This is a genomic window from Thermostichus lividus PCC 6715 (assembly GCF_002754935.1).
GTDB classification, from domain to species: domain Bacteria; phylum Cyanobacteriota; class Cyanobacteriia; order Thermosynechococcales; family Thermosynechococcaceae; genus Thermosynechococcus; species Thermosynechococcus lividus.
Genome location: NZ_CP018092.1, coordinates 405,829 through 429,966, shown reverse-complemented (window position 1 = coordinate 429,966; position 24,138 = coordinate 405,829). Strand labels below are relative to the sequence as shown.

Below are 24,138 nucleotides of genomic sequence, written 5' to 3'. Positions count from 1 at the left end.
AGCATGGAGCAAAGAGATGGTCATGCCCTACACAGAGGGTTAGCTTGGTAGCTCCGTACTTTAGTACGGGGTGGAAAAGCCCTAAAGCAACTTTAGTTGCTCTGTGCTAAACTATACTTGGTCGCCATCCTTGGTGAAAAACCCAATCGGCGACAGTTGTTACAAGTAAGCAGAACCTTGGGGCTTTGCCTCTAGGAACTGTGTAGGGGCGTCTTGACAACGCCTTTATGAGTTCGTTTATGGACTGCGTAAGAATCCCCCACCTTTAGGTGGTGGGAGTGTCAAAGCAGCCCTTAACCTTTGCGGGTACCTTTGACTGGGGGGCTGCGGAACTGGATTTGGCGTGTCGTCCTCTGCAGGGTCAGCGGACACAGGTTTGTGATCATCAGCAGCAGTACTGCCTCACCCTGCGCTACGATCTCGCTTTTACGACGTTGGTATTTTGGACACTTCAGGGTAAACCCTACTATTGCCTAGAACCATGGACCGCCCCCCGCAATGCCTTGAATACAGGGGTGGATCTCCTCCAAGTGCCGCCCCAAAGTCATACAACCTTGGGGGTTGAGATTGCTGTTGCCGCTACGAATGCCCCCCAATAGGCGACAATCGTATAGGTTTGACTGGCGCACCCATGTATCCCGACTTCAAGACGTTTTGCGATCTTGCCACCACTGGTAACTTCATTCCCCTTTACCAAGAGTGGGTTGCCGATATGGATACCCCCGTCTCGGCGTGGTATCGGGTCTGTCGCGATCGCCCCTATAACTTTTTGCTGGAGTCCGTTGAGGGGGGTGAGACATTAGCTCGCTATAGCCTGCTGAGTTGCGATCCCCTGTGGGTTCTGGAAACCCGGGGGAACCAAACCACCCAAACCCACCGCGATGGCGGGGTAACCACCTTTGAAGGCAACCCCTTTGAGATTTTGGCGGCGTGCTTGGCACCCTACCAGCCAGTCAAACTCCCTCAACTTCCTGCTGGCATTGGTGGTCTGTTTGGCTTTTGGGGCTATGAACTTATTCAGTGGATTGAACCACGCGTACCCATTCATCCCCCCACCGCTGATGACCTGCCAGACGGGGTGTGGATGCAAGTGGATCAAATCCTTATCTTTGATCAGGTGAAGCGTAAAATTTGGGCCGTGGTCTATGCCGACACTCGCCACACTGACCTTAAAACCGCCTATACCCACGCGGGCGATCGCCTCGAGCGGCTCCTGACCCAACTCCAAATAGGACATCCCAGCAACAGTACTCATCTCCACTGGCAGCCTCACCAGCCCTCCCCCATCTACACCAGCAACACCACCCCTGAGCAGTTTTGTGCCAACGTTGAGCGTGCCAAAGATTACATTCGCGCCGGGGATATTTTTCAAGTGGTGCTCTCCCAACGCCTCAGTGCCACCTATCGTGGCGATCCCTTTTCTCTTTACCGCTCCCTGCGGCTGATCAACCCCTCCCCCTACATGGCCTACTTTCAATTTGGCAATTGGCAGATTATTGGCTCTAGCCCTGAGGTGATGGTCAAAGCAGAACACCACCCCACCCAGCCCGATCGCCTGCTGGCCACCGTTCGCCCCATTGCGGGAACGCGCAAACGGGGGCGCACCTACGCCGAAGATCAACAGTTAGCGGCAGAGCTCCTAGCCGACGATAAAGAAGTGGCAGAACACGTCATGCTCGTGGATCTAGGTCGCAACGATTTAGGGCGGGTCTGTCGCCAAGGCAGCGTCCAGGTGGAAGAGTTCATGGTAATTGAACGCTACTCCCACGTCATGCACATTGTCAGTAATGTCATTGGTGAACTGTTGCCAGAGAAAAACCGCATGGGATTTACTGCAAGCCTGCTTTCCGGCAGGAACCGTCAGTGGTGCCCCCAAAATTCGTGCGATGGAGATTATCCATGCCCTTGAAGGCAAGCGACGAGGCCCCTATTCTGGTGCCTACGGTTACTACGACTTTGAAGGCCAACTCAACACGGCGATCGCCATCCGCACCATGGTGGTACAGCCTCTCAAGGCAGACCAACACCTGATCCACGTTCAAGCTGGCGCGGGGATTGTGGCGGACTCTGATCCACAGCGAGAATTTGAAGAAACCCTCAATAAAGCCCGGGGCTTACTGGAGGCCATTTCTGCCCTGAGTGCCAAACCTTAACCTAACATTGACAAACACTTTAACTAAACTTCACATTGACCACCTATAGTGAGCAGTAGTTTTGTCCTGACTGACTCAGTTCATGTCGTAAGTGTGAGTCGTTCAATCGTCAAAGCCACCAATGTCTTGGGCTATGGGTTCAACATTGGTTATCTTGCTTGAGGTCTTGATACCATGGCCAACTTCCTTGCTGCTGCGCCGCCTCGCCCAGAGGGACTCTTTCGGGAAACAGCGACTCCCTCTCCCTCGCGACTCCACAGCTTCGGAGCAGGAGATGTCATCTGGATGGAACCAGAGCGCGTTTGGCTCGTGAGCAAGGGTGTTGTCCTCCTAAACTTGCTACACCCCGACGGTGAAGAAGTGGTGGTGGGTCTAGCGACCCCTAGCACGGCCTTTGGCCTCCCCTTCAGTAGCCTAAATGCCTACCACGCCAAAGCACTTTCAAGGGTTGAGTTAATGCTCTTCTCATTAGTGGAGGTGGAATCCTCGCCAAACCTAACCCAAGGCTTAGTGCGAGGCTTGACCCGGCGCTTGCGTCAAGCAGAAGTGCTACTGGCCATCGCCAGCCACCGCCGCATTGAAGAGCGCCTCCGTCATCTCCTCCTGCTCCTAAAAGCAGAAATTGGCCAGCCCCATCCCCTCGGTAGCCGCTACAGCGTTCGCTTAACGCACCAACAACTCGCCACCGCTATCGGTACCAGTCGCGTGACGATGACTCGTTTGCTCGGCAAACTCCGCGCTGAACACTGGCTCACCTACGATCGCGATCGCCACATTATCATTACCGCCAACAGCGAGCCCTCCCCCCTCTAGGCATTCGCCTTACTAAAAACCGCGTGCGGTTCATACCGATGGAGCCTCTTAGAGCTTAATAGTATGAATTTTTATAAAAACTTGCTCTCATAGAGGCAAAAGTGTTAAATTAGATACAGAAATAAATCGTTCATCTTCGCTAGGGCACGACTTAAAAATCGCCAGCGAAGACGGAAGTAGGGAGACTCTCCCGAAGGAACGCGCCTCAGTTGCTAAAAACCACCTAGTTCATGATTTGGGGCGATGATTATGAAAACCACGCTTACTTATCGCGGCATTCAGTACGATTACGTTCCTCCGGCAGTCCGCACCGAAGCTACCGATGTTGTTGCCAAGTACCGCGGTTGGAACTACCACTGCACCCGCGCAGTGAATCCTCCGGCTCAGCCAGTCAACGATTTACTCTATCGCGGTGTGGCTTATCGCACAGGTGCCCAAGGAGTTGCACCAGCGCTTAGCATGGTAGCTACCGACGATGCTGGCCAACCAGCCGTGACCCTCACAGAACTGTCGCGGGCACTGATGACTCACCATCATCAAAACATCAAAAATCGCGAGCAATCCCTCTTAACACGGATGATTGCCCAGATGGGCTTACCCGCCGCTGCTGGTCACTACTGGAGCCAGATTCAGGGCAAAATTAAGCCCGGCACGTGGACAAGTTACGATCGCAGCCACGCCACAATGAGCTAAAGGCACGAGGAGCAACACTAGCTCTAGCGAGCCATGGGTTGGCTCTTGAATGTTGAACTCGAATACGAATAGGCCAATCACTCGCAATAGGAATCCACCTACTGCGAGTTTTTCATTGTGGGCGCGAATACTCGCTACTCCGTATCACTATAACGAGCGCGCTCGGCGGCGGTTTTTTGCCGATCTAATTTCAGAATGAGCACCCCAAGGGGAGGTAAGCACAGATCAAGGGAATAGCGGCGATGGTGGTAGGCCCATTCATCGGCCCATTTCCCCCCTAGGTTACCCATGTTACTGCCACCGTATTCGCGGGCATCACTATTAAACAGTTCGGTATAGAACCCGTGTTCGGGCACGCCAATGCGGTAGTGGCTATGGGGCTGGGGCGTAAAGTTACAAACAACGACTGTAAAATCTTTATAGTCTTTGTCCCAACGGATAAAGGAGACCACACTGTGGCGGTTGTCGCTACAGTCAATCCACTCAAACCCATCTTGGCTAAAATCTTGGCTATAGAGGGATGGTTCAGAACGGTAGAGGGCATTCAAATCACAAAAGAAGCGTTTGATTTGCTGGTGGGGTTCATACTGAAGCAGGTGCCACTCTAGATCACTCCAGACGTTCCATTCACTCCACTGGGCAAACTCCATCCCCATAAACATGGTTTTCTTGCCCGGATGCGTAAACATATACGTGAATAAACAGCGGAAATTGGCAAACTTCTGCCAGCGATCGCCCGGCATTTTGCCAATAATGTTACTCTTGCCGTGCACCACCTCATCGTGGGATAAGGCCAGCATAAAGTTTTCGCTGTGGTGATACCACATACTAAAGGTGACATTATTTTGGTGGAACTGGCGAAACCACGGATCCATACTGAAATAGTCAAGGATATCGTGCATCCACCCCATATTCCACTTGAGGTTAAAGCCAAGACCGCCGGTATAGGTAGGCCAAGAGACCATTGGCCATGCCGTGGATTCTTCGGCAATCGAGAGAATGCCCGGAAAATAGCTAAAAATGACATGGTTGACTTGGCGGAGGAAGTTAGCTGCTTCCAAATTTTCGCGTCCACCATACTCGTTGGGGATCCACTCTCCCTCTTTGCGGCCATAGTCCAAATACAGCATCGAGGCCACCGCATCCACGCGAATGCCATCGATGTGGTACTTATCAAACCAAAAGAGGGCGTTGGCCACCAGAAAATTACGGACTTCGTGGCGGCCATAGTTAAACACAAGGGTGCCCCACTCTTTATGCTCCCCTTTACGGGGGTCGGCGTGCTCGTAGAGGTGGGTGCCATCAAAAAAGGCTAAGCCATGGCCATCCTTCGGAAAGTGACCGGGAACCCAATCCACAATAACGCCAATGTCATTTTGGTGGCACTGATCCACAAAGTACATGAAGTCTTGAGGCGTGCCATAGCGGGAGGTCGGTGCAAAATAGCCAGTGACTTGATACCCCCAGGAGCCATCAAAGGGATGCTCGGCCACCGGGAGCAGTTCAATGTGGGTGTAGCCCAATTCCTTAACGTAGGGGATGAGTTTTGCAGCCAGCTCCCGATAGGTGAGGAACCGTGCCCACGGCTTGAGTTCTGCGACTTGAACGGGTTCTTGGGGCGCACCAGTGGCATCCAGCGGTGGTTCCTCCATCGAGGCGTGCAGCCAAGAGCCTAGGTGAACCTCAAAGACAGAAATTGGCTGACTGAGGGGATCGCTGTGGCGCCGTTTTTCCAGCCACTCCTGATCGTGCCACTGATAGGCGTTTAAGTCAGTCACAATAGAGGCGGTTTTTGGGCGTGGTTCTTGGGCAAAACCGTAGGGATCCGACTTTTCGTAAATATGACCGTCGATATTTTTAATTTCGTACTTATAGTGTTCACCCACGCCAAGGTCGGGAATAAAGAGTTCCCAAATGCCATTACCACGCCGCGCCATCTGGTGCTGGCGACCATCCCAATGGTTGAAGTTGCCGATCACGGAGACGTTGCGAGCATTGGGGGCCCAAACCGCAAAGTACACCCCCGAGACCCCATCCACCGTCAGCAAATGGGCACCGAGTTTTTCGTAGATGCGGTGGTGATTCCCCTCGGCAAAAAGATGAATGTCAAAGTCCGTCAGCTTGGGGGAGCGAAAGGCATAGGGATCGTAGGTCACCCGCTCATGGCCGTTTTCAAAAATTTTCAGTTGATAATTGTTGAGTTCAGCCACAGGAATCCGGCACTCAAAAAAGTGGGGGTGATGCACCGATTCCATAGGGTATTCCTGCCGTTGTTCGGGACACAGAACACTAACGCGCTCGGCGTTGGGTAAATAGGCTCGTACCGCCCACACTGACTGGCCATTTTCGTTGATTTGATGACATCCTAAAATTTCAAAGGGATCGTGGTGCTGGTTGGATACAATGCGGTCAATCTGATCGGGCGAAATTGTCATATTTTTATACTTTCGTAAAATACAGACGGGATACTATAGAAAAGTTAACAATTTGTATGCCCCTGTTGACAAGCCATGGCGGAATTTTTTAAATCGGCTGATCGGGGATAGAGGGTGCTGAAAGGGCTAACATGCCTTGAAGCAGCTCTTTGAGGAGGGTGGGGCCTTGATACACCCAACCGGTGTACAGTTGTACCAAACTAGCCCCCGCATTTAATTTTTCGTGAATATCCGCTGGCCTAAAGATACCACCAACCCCAATGATTGGTAAGCGACCATGGGTTTCTTGATGAATAAAGCGAATGACCTCTGTGGCACGATCCTTGAGGGGTGCACCACTTAGCCCCCTGCTTCCTCTGTGGGCGATCGCCCCGTTGCAGGAATGACGGTGGTTTTGAGGCCGTCGCGGCAGATGGTGGTATTGGTAGCAATAATGCCGCTGAGTTCGTAGGTTTCGATGAGATCAAGGATGGCGCGAATCTCTGACCAACTCAGATCAGGGGCAATTTTGAGCAGAAGGGGTTTGCGAGGGGTGTTGGCGTGTTGGAGCACCTCTAGGATGGGGGCTAGCTGCTCCTTGGCTTGGAGATCCCGCAATCCAGGGGTATTGGGAGAACTCACATTCACCACAAAGTAGTCCCCCCAAGGATACAGGCAACGAAAACTGGCAAGATAGTCGTCTTTAGCGTCGGCTAAGGGAGTGATTTTGGATTTCCCTAGGTTAATGCCAATGGGAATCGACGGTCGGGGCGATCGCGCCAGTTGCTGTGCCATTGCCTCTGCCCCAAGGTTGTTAAAGCCCATGCGATTAATAGCTGCCCAATCAGCGGGTAAACGAAACAGACGCGGCCGGGGGTTACCCGGTTGGGGATGCCATGTCACGGTTCCCAGTTCCGCAAAGCCGAAGCCAAAGGCCTGCCAAACTGAACTAGCTACACCATTTTTGTCAAACCCCGCTGCTAAGCCAATGGGGTTGGGAAACCGCAGCCCCCACAACTGTCGCTCTAGGCGCGCATCTGAATAAGCAAATCGCTGTTGCAGCTGTTGGCGCAGATAGCGGCGCACGGGGGTATCGGCGTTTAGCCAGCGACAGACGGCTATGAATTGCTGCTGTACCTGCTCAGGATCGGCCTTGAGACCTGAAAAGAGAACTGGACGCAACAGCGAGCGATAAAAGTCTAACTCCAAGGGAACTTAATCCAGATACCCCATGAGCACAGGGGAATCGTCAATGATATTGGAGGCCACGGGTCGCTCCCCAGCGGAATAGTAGGTCTCAGCAATGTGCAGGCCACTGGTGGTAATGGGACGGATCCCCATCCAGTTGACGGTTTCCAAGATTTCAAAAGTGTTGGCGGCAATGGGTCGCACTCCCATAATGTTTAGGGTCTCGACAACGCGAAAATCGGTGGCAACGATGGGGCGAATGCCTGCGGAGTTGATGTTGTCGTAAATTTGTAGCCCACTGCTCAAGACCGGGCGATCGCCCGCATCCTTAATCATGTGCACGACTTGGACGCGGCTGGCTTCAATGGGTCGCAGCCCAGCGCTGTTAAAGGTTTCCCAGACCACAATATCCGTGGCGGTTGTGGGGCTGGTGGTGGCAAGGGGAGCTGCTTTTTCAGCCAAAGAGACCATTTGACCACTGGCTTCCTTAGCGACAGCAGGACGACGGGGACTCCGGCTGGCTTTAGCAGGGGTTTCTTCGGTGGGGGGTTGGGGAGGTTCAGGGGTACTCATGGCGATCGCTCCTAACGACAATGCTTGCGTGTTTTAATCCGTGATCGCCCTATTGGCGACGTGCCATCGGCATCGGACGATCTCAACTATGGTTGCTTATTATACTCTGTAAACTACCCCGCCCTATAGAGGACGGGGTTTTCAGCAGCCCTCAAGACACCATCCTGCAATGAGCAAGACAGTATCTCGGAGCCTCCAAGGGTGTTTACAACCCCCCCCAAAGTAGCGATATTTTTTGCTCCATTCACATCAGCATCACCTATTCAGCCGCAGGACACGTTCAGGCACGCAAACCTTTTGCCCTGCCGATGACCTATCACGTTGCAACAATGACAGGTTTTCGAGGTGTAGCGAGGAGCTACACGCTTCACGGCTACGCCAACCCTCACGCCCTTGTAGGCGAGGAATTGGCGAAGCTGATAGAGCGCCCAGCTATTACTGCATCGCCGTTCAGTCTTGGAACGGGGCAATTCGTTGGTGCGTTCTCGGATGCCGGTGAGATATTCAATCGCGATGGCCTGATTTGTCGCCTTAGCCTGCTGGATGAGTCGATAACTGATGGTATGATTCACTGCTAGGACTATACGCTATTGGCGGCTTCTCGGGGTGTCGTAGGCAAAGCCCACTGAAGGTGTGCCCCTCAGCCGCCGCTCCTATCCCTCCGCGGCTTGTCGAAGCGCGGGGATTCTCGGAGGTTTTGTTGAATTCTGCAGCCGTTGCAACCCATCTACAACAGTAAGCTCTCAAGAGCACGCAGATTGGTAATACAAAGGCCGTCTTGGCTACGGCGAATAATGCCCTTGCGCTCTAGTTTACCGAGAACACGGGTGACCGTTTCGCGAGCCATCCCACTGAGGCTGCTCAACTCCCGGTGAGGCAAGTTAGGAATTTCGAGGCCGTCGGCACTTTGTCGCCCTTGACCATCTGCCAGAAATAAGAGAATATCTGCTACTCGCGAGGTACTATCCGATTCCCGTAACCGTAGTCGCCGGTTTAACTGCCGCAGCCGTCGTGCCATCAACTTTGCTAAGCGAATACCCGCCTGCGGCTCCGTATTGACTAGGTTGACAAAATCTGTAGCTGGCATATTGGCAACGACCGTTGGCGTAAGCGTAATCACGTCGGTAGAGCGGGGTACTTCTTCAAGAGGAGCCATCTCCCCAAACAGTTCCCCTGGCCCTAAAATATTAAGGGTCACTTCTTTGCCGTCGATATTGTAGGTGCGAATTTTGACCCAGCCGTTCAGGATAAAGTAAACGGAGCTGCCCCAATCGTTCTCCAGTAAAATGACCCGATTCGCTGGATGCTGGCGTGTAACCACGTGTGCCAACGCGGTCTCGACTGTTGACTGCGGCAAGTCCCGGAAAAAGGGAGTGTCGTAAAGAGACCGATCAGGGGTAGTGGAGCCACGCCGTTCTTGCATAGCAGTCAAAGACAAGATGGTTAACGGGGAGATTGAATTGATAGACTGTTGGGATTGGCGGGAAAGTCAACTCCCGTAATCTTACCATTTTCGTCAAAAATTAAAATTAATGTATCAGTAATGTTAGAAAACGCAACCTTAATGCTGACAATGTTACCGTCAAGTTCTGCATCGACACGATTTTGATAGGCACCAACCCGTTTCAAAAATACCTGTTGTCGCTGCTGTAATCCCTGTGGCGTAATTTCCTCTTGCAGAATTGGGTTTAGGTAAATCCACGCCCGCTGAAAGTCATTACCAAATAGCGCATCGATGAACTGCTCTGCCGTCTGGAGGGTACTGAGGCTGCCAAGGCTCATTTGGGGTGTGGCTGGGGGCATTGTCTGGGCGATCGCCCCTAGGAAGGGCAATGGCACGCTCCATAAAAGGGTTAGCAAGCAACGAACTAACCATAGCCGATGGGTGGATTGACCCATAGAACGATTCCTACTAAAGATGAGTTGCTCTATATCATACCCCCTGCTTCAAGTGGTCACGCACTAGCAGCAGACTCCTAGGGCAAGGTAACCACCGGCGGCGATCGCTGGGACAATTGCTGCAAATTGTTAAGTTTATTGAAGACCTTGACTCTTTTGGTTGCCCTTAGTCACAATGATTTGCATGGAGAGACTCCTGACCCTAGCTCGTGAGTTGTAACTTCAATAGACAATTACGAGGTTGTTGGTAGCGGCGGTTTTTGGTAGCAGCAATGATAGAGACCCTAGAGTTTATCATTTATCCCGATGGTCGTGTTGTCGAAACCGTCACGGGGATTTCCGGGGCATCCTGTGCCGAAGTTACTGCTGCCATTGAAGACCAACTTGGGTGTGTGGTTAGCCAGCAGCCCACATCCGAGTATTACGCTACCCAAAAGGTAGAAGAGGGTCAATTCCTCCTGCAGTCTATGCCGTCCCAGTGGTAATCGTTGAGGATTGATGAACAATGTCGCACTTCAGCCAAATTAAAACCCAGATTCGTAGTTTGCCAGCGTTACAGTCTGCCTTGACCGACTTGGGGTTGCCATGGCAATCCGGATCTCAGGAAGTGCGCGGCTTTCGTGGCCAAACCGAGACGGCTCAAGTGGTGATACCCCAAGAGAATGGCTACGATATTGGCTTTCGCTGGAACGGTACAGAGTATGAGTTAGTGGCGGATTTAGAGTTTTGGCGGCAGGCATGGTCGGTGGAACGATTCCTAAATAAAGTCAGCCAACGCTACGCCTACCATGCAGTTTTGCAGTCCGCCAGCGAACAAGGGTTTCAGGTACAAACCGAAGAGCAGCAGGCCGATGGCAGCGTCAAGCTAGTCTTACAGCGCTGGCGTTCTTAAGGCAGTCCTAAAGAGTTCTGCAAGGGTAGGGTCAGTCAGTGACAGACGGGCAACCCCTCGGTCTAGAGCCAGAATTAGGCGGTCACCTCCGCCAAGGGGAGGAGCGCAGCGGCTATGAGCCAGAATTGGGGGGAGTCCACCGTCAGCAGGGTGTTTACGTGGATGAAATTACCTGCATTGGCTGTAAGCATTGCGCCCATGTTGCCCGTAATACGTTTTATATCGAGCCAAACTACGGGCGATCGCGAGTGGTGCGTCAAGATGGCGATCCCCTAGAGCTGATTCAAGAGGCGATTGACACGTGCCCGGTGGACTGTATTCACTGGGTGGATTATACAGAGCTGAAGCGTTTGGAAAAAGAACGCCTTGATCAAATTGTGCCCCTAGCGGGCTTCCCCATTGATCCGGCAACAACGCGCCGTAAAAAACGAAGACGGCAACTGCCTGAGTAGGATCCTCCCGACGCTTCTTATGGGTAGAGCGCGCCTCAAGCTCCCCATTTAGGTTGACAGCGCCAATCCTAGGGGAGCACACAGGTGAGGGTACCCAACTCCACAAACAGTTCTTCACTTTCGGGGATAGTGAGGCTAAAAGTACACACCTCCTGTTCAAAGCGAACTTGAGCGCTGTAGTCGCCGGCAGCCAAGGTGTCGAATTGACTTCTCCCCTCTTTGAAAGAGAGGGGATTCCCAAAGGATGCTACGCAACGGGCTGAAGCCACATTGCTTCGCTTTTCCCTTGAGCTGTCACCCACAACTTAATGCGGGTGGGAGCAGTCAAAGACCCCCTACTCACCTCAAGCATTCCTGCTATTGGGACTACGTTTATGTTTCGGTTTGTGGTTTCGCGCTTTTCAACACTAGCCAATTCGATACGCTCAACATCCTGCCATTGCTTGCAGTGGTTTAGGCTTGCCGCCAAAGCGGTAGTGACTTACTTGCCGGGATCTCTCCGTACTAGGATGTTTCTTCGCGTAGTTGATACGCCTACTTTCCACGTCTCTAGTTTAACGCATAGAGAGGGCTAAAGCCCCCTGAGTTGGCTGTATCCCCTCGCTAAAGCGGAGGGGTTTTAGCCCGCCCACATCACTACTATAAAATTGGCCATTGCGGTTTAAGGGAGAGGCCACGGTTTCTTGTCCCCGCTGTAGGGTCAACTGCCCTAGCGCTGGAATGATTGGGGTACCTGAGCGCTGCAATACCACAGTGCCAATAAAGTTTTGGATGCGCTGTACGGTAAAGCGGGCAATGCCGCCACCCCGAAACGGTGGCGCAATTAACAAAGAATCTCCCTCCGCAAGGTAATTTTCAGGAACGCTGTCAGGATCAATACTCACTTGGTTGCCGTAGTAGGGAATGAGGTTGGGAATAATGATCTTTCCTTGGCGGTTGGTGCGCCCAATGAGTTGGTTACTGAGGAAGGTTGAGACTCCTGGCACATTGTCAAGATCGACAAGGACAAAGCTATTGCGAATAGGCCGAGTCAGGTGCAGGCCACCCCCGATCGCCACGATCGCCCCTTCCATCGCCAGCAGTGTACTGTCAGTCTCGCCATTGCGGCTGTAGCCCAGCTGATAGCTTGCCCAAGGGGCATTATACAGAAGGGTATTGAACGCGCGCCCCTGTTCATTTTGCTGCTCCAGTTGCACCCGATAGCCATAACCCTCTCCTTGAGGCAAATACTGTTGTACCGAAAAGGAGGGAACCCCTTGGTCGCCCTGTTGCTGCCAGCCTGCATTCAGGTTTGTGTTCCCCCGAGGAAATAGTTAAGGTTGACAGAAAAACGGTTGTCAGGGGATTGGTTCGCTGTCTGTGACTGCGTGGCTTGGATAAAGAGATTGAGTTGGCGACTAAGGCGAACTTGAGCCGATAGACTAATCTGATCGCGGGCGATCGCATCTCGCTGGTCTGTGTAATTGTACTGGCCACTGAGGTTAATGCGAGAGCCAAGGGGCATTGATGCAGTAAAAAAGGCTTCTAGACGGGGGCGATCGCCCGCAAGGGCAAGGCTAGTATTTGTGTAAAAGTCACTACTGAGGCGCACCCCGCCGCCAAATCCGAGCCACTGCCCCGGATAAAAATAAGACACAGCAACCGCATGCCCCATCACCCCTGCGTTGCTACTCACTGCCGCCGCCACATCCACCGTGCCCAACGGCAACGCCGTACTCACAGATACACCCGTGCTAATGAGCTGATCGGTGGCTTCGATGCGCCCCCCAAGAGTGAGGTTTGTGAGTACCCCTTGGCGATAAAAGCCAAGAATACGCAGCGTATCATCGTAGCGAAAGTTATCGGTGCCGAAGTTCTGCCGCTCTGAACCAGCAGTAATCAAAAACTCAGACAGCCCCGGCTTCAGCAAGCGCGAAAACTGCACATAGCGAGAGTCGAATACCTGAGTCTTGCCCTCAGCATCCGTAACGACCACACGGATATGGTTAAACCCAGCCTTGTAGGGTAGATTCTCCAGCCGAAACGGCCCCGGCGGTAACTCAAGGGTACTTAATAAACGGTTATTGAGGTACACCTCTGCCTTGGCGGGGCTATCCACCACCCCTGATGCATCAAAACTAGGCTGGCGAATGAGGTAAGGACTCAGCTCAAAATTGCGCCCCCAGCTAATCCCCCCCAGTAGGCCACCCCCCCCAACGTATCGGTATTCACACATCGGGTAGGGCTGGAAGCCCCGTACTTCAGTGCGGGGAGGAAAGCTCCTTTAGCAACTTCAGTTGTTTTAGGTTATAATTGTACTGCGGACACCAGAAACGGTTGTTCAAGGCACTGGTAACGGTCGATTGGGGGTGTTGTAAACCACCCCAGAGGCTCGCGGTTGGCTTGCTAACTGCAGGGCTACTAAAAGCTCCCTGCTTTAGCTGGGAGTAGTTTACCCCATAGTTCAGATAGGCACTCAACGGCTGACTGTAGAGAATGCCGCTAGGTGCGTTACTGGGGTTAAAGTTGACCACGCCCGTTTCTAGGGCTGCTGCAGGTGTTTGCAGCCGCAATATCAGTGCTGCATCATCCCGCTCAAAGGTAATGTCCGGCGCAAGGGACCGGAGAGAAACGTGCTCAACCCCAGCAATAATTTCGCGATCGCCCCCAAGATTGCGCAGCCCAGCATTGACTAAATCCTGCCATGGGATCCACACCTTATGTCGGCTCAAAAAAACAAAATCTGGCTGTGGAGAGCCGTTGACCACTTTAGAAAAGGAATTTTAGGCTGGGTCATCAATCAAAGATTTGAAGCGGAGGGGTCTTGCGGTTTTTGCTCAAGCTAAATGTCTAAATAAGACTGCCATGAGGCGATGATTTCAGGGGAGCCGTACCACGGGGCATCGGGGCGATCGCGCAGCCGACTGCGAGGGGCGTGCAATACACCGTCATAGGTCAGGTTGTGTGCCCCTGCCAAGTGCGAAGCGGCTACGGGGGTAACCCCATCTCCCCAGCAGGCGCCCTCCCCAGAGGTGAGTTTATAGCTTTGATAGGTAAACCAATTGGCAAAGGAGCCGTAGGGTGTACCATAAATGGCTTTGCCCGCCAAACAAACATAGCGAATGTGGGAGTAGTACGCCCCTGGATAGGTTGTATTGACAAACTCGAGATTACGGCGCGTCCAGCGTTCTTGACTGGTGTGGGGGGTGCCTAAGGTAATGAGGGTACGCACCCGCTGCTGCCCTGCCCATACCTGCCCCTCATAGGGCTGATCGCCAAGGTAAATCCGACTAATCCAGCCCCCTGCGGAATGGCCAATCAGTGTGACATGACTTGCACCACTGGTAGTTAAGACAGATTGAACAGTTGCTTCTAAGACTCGCAAAATAGGGGTCACAGGTCGGCCGCCCAAGGTAGGCAGCCATGAGCGCACCTTTAGCGGCACCACTTCGACTATCCACCCCAGCCGTCGCAACTCATCCCGCAGAGGATAGTAATCCGAAGCAGGGGCTAGATATCCCGGCAGAATAACGACAGGTAACACGGTGAGTTTAGCTTGCTTGAGCCGTCGCTGGGAAGTGTATCACATTTGGATAGACGGAGATGACTAAGCCTTCCCGTGCCAAGAGGGTTTGGGGGAACCGCTCTCGCGCTAGGTCACCAATGACATCAAGGAAATCATCATCGTGGCTGGGATCGTGATGGAATAGGATGAGCTGCTTGACGCTAGCCGCTGCCGCTAATTTAATGGCTTCTTGCCATGTGGAGTGCCCCCAACCAACTTTGCTTTGACGGGGATGGTAATATTCCTCGTCGGTGTAGGTAGCATCGTAGATCATGACATCGGCGTGATCGGCCAAGGCTAAGGCGCCGGGATGGAGTTGATCGGGTAAATGCTCTGTGTCGGTGATGTAGGCCACATGGATCCCCTGCCAACTCACACGGTAACCCACGCCACCCCCCGGATGGTGCAACGCTTGATTGCTGACTGTAACCCCGTCCCCTAGGGGCACCTGCTCGCCAATCTCTAGATCGCGAAAGTGAAGGTCGCCCCCCATAATCTGTAAGGGAACCGGAAAGTTAGGATGTAGCATCTGATCGTTGAGACGGCGCTCAATACCCTGACCATTTTGACCCGGAACGGCGTAGATGTGAAATTGGTTCCCCGGAACGAAGGCGGGCTGAAAAAAGGGAAACCCTTGAATGTGATCCCAGTGGGTATGGGTAAAAAAGAGGTGGGCAGAAACGGGCAATTGCGCCATCAGGTGCTCGCCTAAAACCCGTAACCCTGTACCGCCATCAAAAATAATGCGCTGACCGTTGGCTTGGATTTCCACACAGGGGGTATTCCCGCCATAGCGAACGGTGTGAGAACCCGGAGAGGGGATGCTGCCGCGCACCCCCCAAAAACGAACGGTGAGAGGGTTGAACATGAGGGTCTATCAGAAACCTTACTGCTTAGTGTGCCACAGAACACACAGATCCCCTGTGACGTAGATCAGCAAAGGGGTGTGACAGCAGTTCCAAATGTGGAATTTTATCCATGCTTATGACTACCCAGTGTTCACAGGCCAGCACGCCTGCCGAATCGCTGCAAACTTTAATGAGTGGACGGACGACGACGGCGGCACCGCTCAGAACAGTATTTAACGTCTTCCCAGCAGGCTGACCACTTTTTACGCCATTGAAATGGGCGACCACAGACGGGACACACCTTTGTAGGCAATTCGGCTTTGCGACGCTGTTTTGCCATGGTAATGAACGCCTAGCTGACAATTGCCTCAGCAGCAGTCACACACTCAGAGAGCTGTGCCAACAAGGTGGCGTGATCTAGCTGTTGGCCAATGAGTACCAGTTGATTTTTGGGGGTGCCTTTCCAGTCCTCATCATCCAAGCTAAAGCGTTTACCACTGAGATGAAACACATGGCGGCGAGGGCTTTCCTTAAACCAAAGAATGCCTTTAGCGCGAAACACTGTTTCTGGCAACTGGTGATCTAGAAAATACTGAAATTTGCGCAGTTCAAAGGGGCGATCGCTCTCAAATGAAACTGAGGTAAAGCCATCCTCTTCAAGATGATTTGAGTGAGCATGATGGTGGTGCCCATGATCATCGTGATGATGGTGATCGGGGTGATCGCAGTGCTCATCACACTCATGTTCGGCAGTCTCATAATGGTGAGCTTCAGGGTTCGGCTGGAAATAGCGATCGCTCTGGAACAACCCCACACTCAGGATGAGGGGTAGAGGCACTTGGGCATTGATGGTGCGGATGATGCGGGCACCTTCGCGAGTCTCACGAATCCGAGATTCCAAATAAGCGAGGCGTTCCTCACTGACTAGATCTGCTTTATTCAGTAGGATAATGTCGCCATAGGCAATCTGGCTTTGAGCAGCACTGCTGTTGAACAGATCAAGGCTAAAATTCTCAGCATCAACTACGGTAATAATGGAGTCCAAGCGGGTAACATCCCGCAAATCGGTACCGATAAAGGTGAGGGCAACCGGTAGGGGATCCGCCAAGCCTGTCGTTTCTACCACGAGATAGTCCACCTTGTCTTGACGCTCGAACACCCGATAGACTGCATTAACAAGGTCATTGTTAATCGTGCAGCAGACACAGCCATTGTTTAACTCCACCATGTCGTCGTCGCTAGCCACCAGTAGCTCATTGTCAATGCCAATTTCACCAAACTCATTGACGAGGACAGCGGTTTTTAGTCCCTCCTGATTGGTGAGGATGTGGTTCAGGAGTGTCGTTTTGCCACTCCCCAAAAAGCCGGTGATGATTGTAACGGGCAAGCCGTGCTTGAGAGCATCCATTCTTACGGCAGAGGTGAGGGTTGGCGCAGACATAGGCATCCTTGAGCAATTACGACGAATGGGACGAATGGAAATTATCTTTACGATTATAGCGAGCAAGGCGTTGCTGAATAGAAGTATGATGTTCGGGTTTGAGTCTTGCCGCCCTCTCCCGAAGGAGAGGGAACAAGAATCTTAGCTCCCTTCTCCCTAGGGATAAGGGGTGGGGATGAGGGCAATTCATAACTACATTCAGCAACACCGCGAGCACTATCCGTCGGATCAGCTAACGACTAAGTATTGACTGCCACTGGTGTAATCATTGATGGAATTGGCGAAATCTCTGCCTCTGACTGTTTAGCAGCAGCCGTGCCATTAACGACAATGCCCAATATTTTGTCCTTTAGGCCAAGATCATATTCCTTGAGGGCTGTTGCAAAGGCATCTCGTTTAGTTTTGCCGAGGCGAACCACAAATAACGATTGCTCCACCCTAGCCAATAAGCGATTGGTTTCCGCAAAGGAGACTAGGGGAGCAGTATCAATAATCACCAGATCAAACGCCGCGTTGGCAGCGTCTAGTAAGGCGTGCCATGCATCACTGCTCAGGAGTGTCATTGGCTCTTGCTGGGGCTGACCCGCTGTCAGCACCCACAACCTTTCGGTCTGGGCGCTTAAGAGGCTTGACCATTCGGGCAGGGGAAATGCCCCACTCAAAAGGTCTGCCAACCCCGATGTGTTAGCAATGCCCAACGTCTGATGGAGTCCCGGCTGCCGTAAATTGGCATCGATGAGTAATACCCGCTTACCGATGGCTGCTGCGGCTAAAGCCATATAGGCCGCAATAGTGCTGCGCCCTTCACCTGCTTGTGCCGAGGTAATCGCAAGGCTCCGCTGCAGACCAAGCTGCTCTAAATGGCTCAGCAGAAAGTAAAAACTTTCCTTAAACGCTGGTGTTGCCCCAGCAAGGTGGTGTTGCAGCCCCCAAAGGGTCAGAGGGGCTTCCAAACGGCTAAACGAATACTGATCAAATTCACTGGCAATAGGTACTTGGCCAACAACCGGCAAACGAGTGTTTTGACGAACCTGATCCACCTCCAAAAACCGCGCATCCAGTAGCTCCAAGACCAAAGCGAGCACCACCCCAGAGACACCCCCTAAAACAAGAGCGATCGCCAACGCAACCAGCAGCCGCATCGTTGTCGTGTACTGCTCAGTATCCTCAATATCCGACAGTAGCCGCCATGTAAAATCTTGCTGGGCAATTTGTAGTTGTAGCGATTGCCGAGTTTGCAGTAACAACTGCAGAGATTGCTGTGCCACTGCCATGCGCTGTTCAATTTTTCGGTAGGGATTCGCCAACCGCATGATGCGATCTAGCTCTGCGCGCACAGTATCTATTTGCCGCGAAAGCTCAGCATCCATCCGTTGTAGTGATTCCATTTCAACTTTAGCTTCAAGGTACTTGCCAATTAACGTTTCGGTAACAGCACCTTGATAGCCAATGAGACTCTCAGGGTTACTGACTTGATTACGGCGAGCAATTTGTTGAGCTTCCTGCTTGAGTTGTGCTAATAATAGACGCCTTTCTTCCTCAAGACTGCGAACCGTTGGAGAATTCGGCTGTAACCGTGCCATTTCTTGCGCTAAAAGTTGCTCTGCCTCGGTTAAATTCTGAAGGAGGCTCTTATAATTCTGTGATGTATTCAAATTTGAAGCCACAAGCGCTTCTGCAGGTGACATTCTTAATTGTCTGTTTAAGGCATCAAACGTTTCCCGCGTAAATTCGAGCTTCCTATCATTTTCACTTTTAATTTGTAATAAATTTGCAAGTTGCACCCGATACAGATCTGCGTCGCTGCTACCGCCTTGCCCACCGCTTATGCCCCCTGCAATAGCAGAATCAGGGCGCAGCACTTGATTTTCAGATCGGAACTGATTCAATTGATCCTCAAGCTCATCAATTTGGCTCAGAGTTTTTTGAATTTCTTGATTAACATATCGTAGATTTTGAAAAATCTGTTCCTGCTTTTCTGCTTCATTAAACTGAGTCAACTCTTTTGAAATTAAATCAAGCGCATTTTTTACTATACTTTTATTATTTGCCGAAAAAGTTATTTGAAGCACTTTGGCATTACCACGATTACCCAATAGACCAGTTGGTCTTGGCTCCTCAATGCTGAGACTTTTACGAAAAGCGCGATAGGTGTACGTTTGTGGATCTAAGTCGGGATTTTGTTCTACCAACTGCTCATAGAGCGGCCTGAGGACTAAATCACTATTGAGGATTTGTACAAGCGTAGTGGTATCTCCTACTGCTTCACCTGAGAGGAGCGGTAGACTCGGTACCGATAGGCCACGAATAGCCTCTAAACTGGTACCCTGCCTAGCTCCTAAGGGCTTGATGGCCTCTACCTGTAGTGAAATGGTGTGTTGATAACTCCTTAAGAATAGGTAGTAGTAGCCTAAGTATGCTACTGCAGTGACTGCGCCAGCAATAACTGCAGGTTTCCATCGCCGCTTAATGCCCGCTAGAAATTCACCAATGGTGATTTTATCAGCAGTAATGGGTTGCAGGAGGCTTTCTGAATGAGGCTCAGGGTCACTCATTAACAGACCTTCTGCCCCCAAGCTACCATTTACATAACGACTGTCTAGTGACATTAACGCGAACCTCAGTACAGCTAGATCTGAATTTGATAAAAGTCACAGTACCACTCCACAAATCGCTGCACACCAACCTCGACGGAGGTCGTTGGCTCATAACCGGTATCCTCCTTGAGAGCCAAGACATCAGCATGGGTATCGGGGACATCACCGGGTTGTAGGGGCAGAAGGTTCAATTGTGCTTTTTTACCAAGATAAGTTTCTAGAAGCTCAATATAGCGTAGCAGTTCCACCGGCGTGTGGGCACCGATGTTGTACACCCGCCACGGGGCAAGGCTGGTTCCGGGATCCGGGGCATAGCCATCCCACTGAGGATTGGGGGTGGCAGGGCGATCCAGTACACGAATAATGCCTTCGACAATGTCATCAATATAGGTAAAATCCCGCCGATGCTTGCCATAGTTAAACACTGGCAATGGTTCATCATTGAGGATGGCTTGGGTAAACTTAAAAAGTGCCATATCGGGTCGCCCCCAAGGGCCATAAACGGTGAAAAAGCGCAACCCTGTGGTCGGAATACCGTAAAGGTAGCTATAGGTATGAGCCATCAGTTCATTGGCTTTTTTGGTGGCGGCGTACAGGCTCAGGGGATGATCGATATTGTCGTGAACAGAGAAGGGGAGTTTTTTGTTAGCACCATAGACGCTCGAACTGCTGGCATAGACAAGGTGCTCAACGGCATGGTGCCGACAGCCTTCAAGAATGTGGGTAAAGCCAACAATATTACTATCGATATAGGTTAGAGGATTCTCAATGGAGTAGCGCACCCCCGCTTGAGCCGCAAGGTGAATGACTCGCTGTGGCGGATAATCTTCAAAAAGCTGGTTTACATCTTGGCGATCGGCTAAGTCGATTTTTCTAAAAACAAACTGGTGAGTTTGCTGAAACGCTTCCAGCCGCTGGAGCCGTGCCTTCTTGAGGCTGACATCATAGTAGTTGTTTAAGTTATCAAGGCCAATGACAATGTCGCCCCGCTGTAGAAGCTTCAGAGCTACTGCATTGCCAATAAAGCCCGCAACGCCAGTCACCAAAATATTCATGCAAGCCGCCTCCTAACTACAGCCGACCATCGACATCGTCCTTCGCCAAAATCCACTTCACATCATAGAGAACACCTTCTGCTTTAAGCAGTTGACGAATTCCAGCAGACCCCATATCGCGAAATTGTTGATGAGCTACAGCAATCACAATGCCATCCCACATATTGGGCTGCAGATGCTGAATAGGCTGAATTCCGTATTCTATTTCGGCTTGTATGGCATCAACCCATGGATCATAAACATCAACGTGCAGACCATAACTTTGGAGTTCAGCAATAATATCAACAACACGAGTGTTCCGTAGATCTGGACAGTTTTCCTTAAAGGTTAAGCCCATGACTAAAATACGGGCTTCTGAAAGACTAATTCCCTTTTTAGCTAATAATTTCAGGAACTGTGCCGCTACATAAAAGCCCATATTATCATTGATACGACGACCAGCCAAAATCAGCTCAGGATGGTAGTTGTGGGCGATCGCCTTATAGGTCAGGTAATAGGGATCAACACCAATACAGTGCCCTCCCACTAATCTTGGCCGAAAGGGTAGAAAATTCCATTTAGTGCTGGCTGCAGCTAACACTTCCTCGGTATCAAGCTCCAACAAATTAAAAATGAGTGCCAGTTCATTCACAAAAGCAATATTGATGTCTCGCTTAATATTTTCAATCACTTTTGCAGCTTCTGCAACCTTGATTGAGCTAGTTTTGTAAGTTCCGGCAGGAATAATTGACGCATACAGATGATCGACGAAGTCGGCAACTTCAGGGGTGGAACCTGACGTGACCTTTGTTAATCGTGGTTAAACGGTGCTCTTGATCACCCGGATTAATACGCTCCGGACTATAGCCCACAAAAAAATCCTGATTAAACCTCAATCCTGATTCCTGCTCCAGAATCGGGACACAGACTTCTTCAGTAACCCCCGGATAAACCGTAGATTCATAAATGACGATACAGTTAGCAGATAACACTCGGCCAATACTGGCAGAGGCTTTCTTCAGAGGTGTTAAGTCAGGGATTTTATAGCGATCAATCGGGGTCGGTACAGCAATAATAAAGACGTTGCAGGTTTTTAGCGCGTCTAAACTGGTCGTGTAGGTCAGTAGTGTAGAGGCTTGTAAATCTGCCTTACTAACTTCTCCAGTTTGGTCACTGCCTTGAGTTAACTCCGCAATGCGCTGCGCATTGACATCATAACCAATAGTATGGTAAGGCTTGCCGAATTCAACGGCCAATGGTAAGCCAACGTAACCCAACCCAACAACAGCAATTTGTGTTTTTCCTAAAGAGTCAAAAGGCATAGAACAATCAGCCATGTACAGCAGCTTGCAAGTTTAGCTCCTAAGAAGACTAGCACTCACGGAGTAGTTTGAGGTACTGGGCATTGATTTTCCTGACATCGAACAGCTCCACCGCCATCTGGTAGCTGTTGTAGCCCATGGATGGAATCAGATCAGGGTTCTCAATAAACCTCTGCATTGCCTCAATAAGGGCAGCAACATCTCGGGGTGGAATGAGAAAACCATTGTGGCCGTCAACAACCGTTTCGCGACAACCTGGGACATCAGTCGTAATGACCGGTCGCCCCATGGCCATGGCTTCTTGAGTGCTGCGGGGAACGCCTTCACGGTAATAAGACGGTAAGACAAAGACACTGGTGATGGGTAAATAGTCCTTGACATTCACAAAGCCAAACCACTCAACCACCCCTGAGGCTATAAATTCATCTATCTGCGACTGAGATAAGCTACCTGGGTTTGTGTCTAGCCCACCAATCAACCAAAATTGCACTTGAGGATAGATAGCTTTTAGGTGCTGAGCAGCCGCTAAAAATTCAAGGATGCCTTTTTCAATAAGCAATCTTGCAACAAGTGTAAACGTCAGAGGCGTAAGATGAGGCGGACAAAAAGGCCACTCTTGAAGGTTAACTCCAGTTCCTTTGATAACTAGCGTTTTATCCTGATTCAGACCGCAAATCTCAGTAATTTCACAGCAATCATCTGGATTTTGGAAAATAACCTTATGGGCAAAAGGTAACGTCAGCTTATACAAAAAGGTTAAAAGATTTTTTAATAGATTTTGCTTTAACTTGTCAGTCGGTGTGAATGCATAGCCCAAACCAGTAAATAGGACAAGTCGTGATTTGACATTAACGAAATTAGAAGCTAATAATCCCCAAATAATTGGCTTCGCGCTAATCGCTAATATAGAATCGGGATTGACTTGTTTCATTAATTTGACTAATGAAAAAAAGGACTTTATATCATCTAAGGGATTAATGCTATTGCGAACAAGATAAAAACTATGACAAATTGCACCAAGAGCATTGAGCTTTGATTTCTCTACCTCAGAAAAATCAGGTGCTAAACAGTGCACCTCTAAGCCTGCATTTGCAAGATCTGCAATTAGCTCACTTCGAAAGTTGAGCAACATCTGAGCATTGTTGCACAGCAATAAAATTGACAGTGATCTTAATTCAACGCTATTAGAAACAGATTGAACCGTCATCTTAAATAAAAGGATACATTCGGTAAGGAAGCCACGCAAAAGCGTGATCTGCAAATTGAAGCCACACCCATAGTACCACAAAACTGTACCCAATCACTAGAAAGAGCCAACGAAAAAATAGCTGACGTTGCTTTGGGAAGAAAAGATACGGTAAATTTCCAAAGACATAGAGTTGAATAGGAATTAAGTATAAAGCGAGGCGATCGGCAGTAGTTGTTGAGCCTGTTAGCAGAAGCAAGAATGAGAAAATAACTAACCAAGATAATGCCAAATAAACCTTTGGTGAATGTTTGAAGAAATTTTTACCTCTATAATATTCTAGAAGAAAGATTATCGCAGGCAATAGGTTCATTGTTAATCTAATTAACGCTCCTGAGGATGACATTTGACCTTCTATGTAGCTGCTAGCAAATCTAGGAGTTGATTCTATAATTATTGTTGTGCCGACTAACAGCACAAAAGTCAATATCACTAGGTAAGTAATATTAATTACTTTCTTTTCTTTTATTGATTTTATCATTGTTATTAAAAGTGGAACTAAAAGTAAAAATATTACAGTTTTATGAAATAACAAGGCCAAAAAGAAATAGACGAAAAATCTTAATCGCTTATTTTGAGTAAGTGCAAGGATAGCTAACAGTTCAAAACCAATGGCTGCAGCTTGGCGTGTGTATCCCATTGCTACAACTGTAGTCAAATAAGGAAATGCAACGCTTAGACCTAGGTATGGATTTTTTAATTTATTGCAAAAATTGAAAAGACAAGAAACAAAAATAATGGCGACACAAAAATTAACAAAATATATATCTTGATTTAAGGCAATAGCAATCTTATTGATCCAATAGTAGCCCAGATCATAAGATGTAGTTTCATATCCAAACCAAGGTGTGAATTTAACACTCTCAAAAATATAAAGATATCCTGTCCAATCTCCACCTACTTCAAAACGTAAACCAATAAATAGTACATAAACACAAAAAAGAAAGACTTTATACCACTGGGGTACTTCGATAATGATCGGGAAGCTGGTTAGGGCAAATACTAGAAAATACGGAAACATAAGCAAGT

The 24,138-nt window shown here is 50.2% G+C and carries 25 protein-coding genes, 2 pseudogenes and 1 riboswitch; of the genes and pseudogenes, 8 read left to right on the top strand and 19 right to left on the bottom strand.

Features of this window, described 5'->3' with window-relative positions:
• Positions 1–278 precede the first annotated feature (278 nt).
• The 5 genes from BRW62_RS02200 to BRW62_RS02185 all read left to right on the top strand — a co-directional run bounded on the left by BRW62_RS02200 (position 279) and on the right by BRW62_RS02185 (position 3,659).
• On the top strand, positions 279–599 hold the full coding sequence (locus tag BRW62_RS02200; protein ID WP_198406113.1) for an aldose epimerase family protein: 321 nt from the start codon (positions 279–281) through the stop codon (positions 597–599).
• 32 nt (positions 600–631) lie between these two features.
• Positions 632–1,909, top strand: coding sequence for an anthranilate synthase component I family protein (locus tag BRW62_RS02195; RefSeq protein WP_376787930.1), 1,278 nt, complete (start codon positions 632–634; stop codon positions 1,907–1,909).
• On the top strand, positions 1,887–2,153 hold the full coding sequence (locus tag BRW62_RS14325; protein WP_376787923.1) for a chorismate-binding protein: 267 nt from the start codon (positions 1,887–1,889) through the stop codon (positions 2,151–2,153). Before BRW62_RS02195 ends, BRW62_RS14325 begins: the two co-directional genes overlap by 23 nt.
• 174 nt (positions 2,154–2,327) lie before the next feature.
• Positions 2,328–2,966, top strand: coding sequence for a Crp/Fnr family transcriptional regulator (locus tag BRW62_RS02190; RefSeq protein WP_099798073.1), 639 nt, complete (start codon positions 2,328–2,330; stop codon positions 2,964–2,966).
• A gap of 125 nt (positions 2,967–3,091) precedes the next feature.
• Positions 3,092–3,171, top strand: a riboswitch (Glutamine riboswitch).
• A 44-nt stretch (positions 3,172–3,215) separates the two neighbouring features.
• Entirely contained in the window at positions 3,216–3,659 is a 444-nt protein-coding gene (locus BRW62_RS02185; protein ID WP_198406112.1) for a DUF4278 domain-containing protein, read from the top strand.
• Between the two features lie 134 nt (positions 3,660–3,793).
• Here BRW62_RS02185 and glgB read toward each other — a convergent pair whose 3' ends face one another.
• The 6 genes and pseudogenes from glgB to BRW62_RS02155 all read right to left on the bottom strand — a co-directional run bounded on the left by glgB (position 3,794) and on the right by BRW62_RS02155 (position 9,733).
• Positions 3,794–6,094 carry a 1,4-alpha-glucan branching enzyme gene (gene glgB / locus BRW62_RS02180; RefSeq protein ID WP_099798069.1) on the bottom strand — a complete coding sequence of 767 codons (2,301 nt, stop codon included), beginning with the start codon at positions 6,092–6,094 and terminating at the stop codon, positions 3,794–3,796.
• A gap of 88 nt (positions 6,095–6,182) precedes the next feature.
• Positions 6,183–7,282 (bottom strand): annotated as a pseudogene (locus BRW62_RS02175) (quinone-dependent dihydroorotate dehydrogenase).
• Between the two features lie 6 nt (positions 7,283–7,288).
• Positions 7,289–7,834 (bottom strand): hypothetical protein, encoded by a 546-nt coding sequence (locus tag BRW62_RS02170; RefSeq protein ID WP_099798067.1) that lies wholly within the window; start codon positions 7,832–7,834, stop codon positions 7,289–7,291.
• A gap of 263 nt (positions 7,835–8,097) precedes the next feature.
• A complete protein-coding gene (locus tag BRW62_RS15000; RefSeq protein ID WP_198406111.1) occupies positions 8,098–8,406 on the bottom strand; it encodes a zinc ribbon domain-containing protein in 309 nt (102 codons plus the stop codon).
• A 155-nt stretch (positions 8,407–8,561) separates the two neighbouring features.
• Positions 8,562–9,257: a Crp/Fnr family transcriptional regulator gene (locus tag BRW62_RS02160; protein ID WP_198406110.1), complete on the bottom strand. Its 696-nt coding sequence runs from the start codon at positions 9,255–9,257 to the stop codon at positions 8,562–8,564.
• 20 nt (positions 9,258–9,277) lie between these two features.
• Positions 9,278–9,733 (bottom strand): DUF3887 domain-containing protein, encoded by a 456-nt coding sequence (locus BRW62_RS02155; protein WP_099798064.1) that lies wholly within the window; start codon positions 9,731–9,733, stop codon positions 9,278–9,280.
• A gap of 275 nt (positions 9,734–10,008) precedes the next feature.
• Here BRW62_RS02155 and BRW62_RS02150 point away from each other — a divergent pair, with 275 nt between their 5' ends.
• The 3 genes from BRW62_RS02150 to BRW62_RS02140 are packed head-to-tail and all read left to right on the top strand — an operon-like array spanning position 10,009 to position 11,077.
• Entirely contained in the window at positions 10,009–10,218 is a 210-nt protein-coding gene (locus tag BRW62_RS02150) for a DUF2997 domain-containing protein (RefSeq protein ID WP_099799798.1), read from the top strand.
• 20 nt (positions 10,219–10,238) lie between these two features.
• Positions 10,239–10,625: a DUF1257 domain-containing protein gene (locus tag BRW62_RS02145; protein WP_099798062.1), complete on the top strand. Its 387-nt coding sequence runs from the start codon at positions 10,239–10,241 to the stop codon at positions 10,623–10,625.
• A gap of 38 nt (positions 10,626–10,663) precedes the next feature.
• Positions 10,664–11,077, top strand: a complete 414-nt coding sequence (locus BRW62_RS02140) for a ferredoxin (protein ID WP_099798060.1) — start codon at positions 10,664–10,666, stop codon at positions 11,075–11,077.
• A 68-nt stretch (positions 11,078–11,145) separates the two neighbouring features.
• On the opposite strand, the gene BRW62_RS14705 is transcribed toward BRW62_RS02140, so the two are convergent.
• The 13 genes and pseudogenes from BRW62_RS14705 to BRW62_RS02080 all read right to left on the bottom strand — a co-directional run bounded on the left by BRW62_RS14705 (position 11,146) and on the right by BRW62_RS02080 (position 24,130).
• Entirely contained in the window at positions 11,146–11,271 is a 126-nt protein-coding gene (locus BRW62_RS14705; protein WP_257790493.1) for a hypothetical protein, read from the bottom strand.
• A gap of 360 nt (positions 11,272–11,631) precedes the next feature.
• Complete coding sequence (locus BRW62_RS02135) at positions 11,632–12,303, bottom strand: fimbria/pilus outer membrane usher protein (protein ID WP_157768318.1); 672 nt, start codon at positions 12,301–12,303, stop codon at positions 11,632–11,634.
• A 59-nt stretch (positions 12,304–12,362) separates the two neighbouring features.
• A complete protein-coding gene (locus BRW62_RS02130) occupies positions 12,363–13,292 on the bottom strand; it encodes a fimbria/pilus outer membrane usher protein (protein ID WP_099798056.1) in 930 nt (309 codons plus the stop codon).
• Between the two features lie 25 nt (positions 13,293–13,317).
• Positions 13,318–13,773 (bottom strand): hypothetical protein, encoded by a 456-nt coding sequence (locus BRW62_RS02125; RefSeq protein ID WP_157768317.1) that lies wholly within the window; start codon positions 13,771–13,773, stop codon positions 13,318–13,320.
• 125 nt (positions 13,774–13,898) lie between these two features.
• Complete coding sequence (locus BRW62_RS02120; RefSeq protein ID WP_099798052.1) at positions 13,899–14,600, bottom strand: esterase/lipase family protein; 702 nt, start codon at positions 14,598–14,600, stop codon at positions 13,899–13,901.
• Positions 14,601–14,607: 7 nt separating this feature from the next.
• The gene (locus BRW62_RS02115; RefSeq protein WP_198406108.1) at positions 14,608–15,489 is read right to left on the bottom strand and encodes an MBL fold metallo-hydrolase; all 882 of its coding nucleotides are present in this window, start codon (positions 15,487–15,489) and stop codon (positions 14,608–14,610) included.
• A gap of 167 nt (positions 15,490–15,656) precedes the next feature.
• Positions 15,657–15,809 (bottom strand): DUF2256 domain-containing protein, encoded by a 153-nt coding sequence (locus BRW62_RS14840; RefSeq protein WP_099798050.1) that lies wholly within the window; start codon positions 15,807–15,809, stop codon positions 15,657–15,659.
• Positions 15,810–15,821: 12 nt separating this feature from the next.
• Positions 15,822–16,910, bottom strand: a complete 1,089-nt coding sequence (locus BRW62_RS02105; protein ID WP_099798048.1) for a CobW family GTP-binding protein — start codon at positions 16,908–16,910, stop codon at positions 15,822–15,824.
• Between the two features lie 239 nt (positions 16,911–17,149).
• Positions 17,150–18,493, bottom strand: a complete 1,344-nt coding sequence (locus BRW62_RS13020) for a tyrosine-protein kinase domain-containing protein (protein WP_157768316.1) — start codon at positions 18,491–18,493, stop codon at positions 17,150–17,152.
• A 1,046-nt stretch (positions 18,494–19,539) separates the two neighbouring features.
• The gene (locus BRW62_RS02095) at positions 19,540–20,562 is read right to left on the bottom strand and encodes an NAD-dependent epimerase (RefSeq protein ID WP_099798045.1); all 1,023 of its coding nucleotides are present in this window, start codon (positions 20,560–20,562) and stop codon (positions 19,540–19,542) included.
• 16 nt (positions 20,563–20,578) lie between these two features.
• Positions 20,579–21,863, bottom strand: a pseudogene (locus BRW62_RS14995) (nucleotide sugar dehydrogenase).
• A gap of 49 nt (positions 21,864–21,912) precedes the next feature.
• Positions 21,913–23,070 carry a glycosyltransferase family 4 protein gene (locus tag BRW62_RS02085; protein ID WP_099798043.1) on the bottom strand — a complete coding sequence of 386 codons (1,158 nt, stop codon included), beginning with the start codon at positions 23,068–23,070 and terminating at the stop codon, positions 21,913–21,915.
• A gap of 1 nt (position 23,071) precedes the next feature.
• The gene (locus BRW62_RS02080) at positions 23,072–24,130 is read right to left on the bottom strand and encodes an EpsG family protein (RefSeq protein WP_099798041.1); all 1,059 of its coding nucleotides are present in this window, start codon (positions 24,128–24,130) and stop codon (positions 23,072–23,074) included.
• Positions 24,131–24,138: the final 8 nt, after the last annotated feature.

Excerpts from the sequence above, each read along its gene's own strand:
- BRW62_RS02190 (WP_099798073.1), top strand. The coding sequence starts at position 2,328 with ATGGCCAACTTCCTTGCTGCTGCGCCGCCTCGCCCAGAGGGACTCTTT.
- BRW62_RS02185 (WP_198406112.1), top strand. The coding sequence starts at position 3,216 with ATGAAAACCACGCTTACTTATCGCGGCATTCAGTACGATTACGTTCCT.
- glgB (WP_099798069.1), bottom strand. The coding sequence starts at position 6,094 with ATGACAATTTCGCCCGATCAGATTGACCGCATTGTATCCAACCAGCAC.
- BRW62_RS02170 (WP_099798067.1), bottom strand. The coding sequence starts at position 7,834 with ATGAGTACCCCTGAACCTCCCCAACCCCCCACCGAAGAAACCCCTGCT.
- BRW62_RS14325 (WP_376787923.1), top strand. The coding sequence starts at position 1,887 with ATGGAGATTATCCATGCCCTTGAAGGCAAGCGACGAGGCCCCTATTCT.
- BRW62_RS02080 (WP_099798041.1), bottom strand. The coding sequence starts at position 24,130 with ATGTTTCCGTATTTTCTAGTATTTGCCCTAACCAGCTTCCCGATCATT.
- BRW62_RS02095 (WP_099798045.1), bottom strand. The coding sequence starts at position 20,562 with ATGAATATTTTGGTGACTGGCGTTGCGGGCTTTATTGGCAATGCAGTA.
- BRW62_RS02115 (WP_198406108.1), bottom strand. The coding sequence starts at position 15,489 with ATGTTCAACCCTCTCACCGTTCGTTTTTGGGGGGTGCGCGGCAGCATC.
- BRW62_RS02155 (WP_099798064.1), bottom strand. The coding sequence starts at position 9,733 with ATGGGTCAATCCACCCATCGGCTATGGTTAGTTCGTTGCTTGCTAACC.
- BRW62_RS02085 (WP_099798043.1), bottom strand. The coding sequence starts at position 23,070 with ATGACGGTTCAATCTGTTTCTAATAGCGTTGAATTAAGATCACTGTCA.
- BRW62_RS02160 (WP_198406110.1), bottom strand. The coding sequence starts at position 9,257 with ATGCAAGAACGGCGTGGCTCCACTACCCCTGATCGGTCTCTTTACGAC.
- BRW62_RS14840 (WP_099798050.1), bottom strand. The coding sequence starts at position 15,809 with ATGGCAAAACAGCGTCGCAAAGCCGAATTGCCTACAAAGGTGTGTCCC.
- BRW62_RS13020 (WP_157768316.1), bottom strand. The coding sequence starts at position 18,493 with ATGGCACGGTTACAGCCGAATTCTCCAACGGTTCGCAGTCTTGAGGAA.
- BRW62_RS02105 (WP_099798048.1), bottom strand. The coding sequence starts at position 16,910 with ATGTCTGCGCCAACCCTCACCTCTGCCGTAAGAATGGATGCTCTCAAG.
- BRW62_RS02195 (WP_376787930.1), top strand. The coding sequence starts at position 632 with ATGTATCCCGACTTCAAGACGTTTTGCGATCTTGCCACCACTGGTAAC.
- BRW62_RS02145 (WP_099798062.1), top strand. The coding sequence starts at position 10,239 with ATGTCGCACTTCAGCCAAATTAAAACCCAGATTCGTAGTTTGCCAGCG.
- BRW62_RS02130 (WP_099798056.1), bottom strand. The coding sequence starts at position 13,292 with ATGTGTGAATACCGATACGTTGGGGGGGGTGGCCTACTGGGGGGGATT.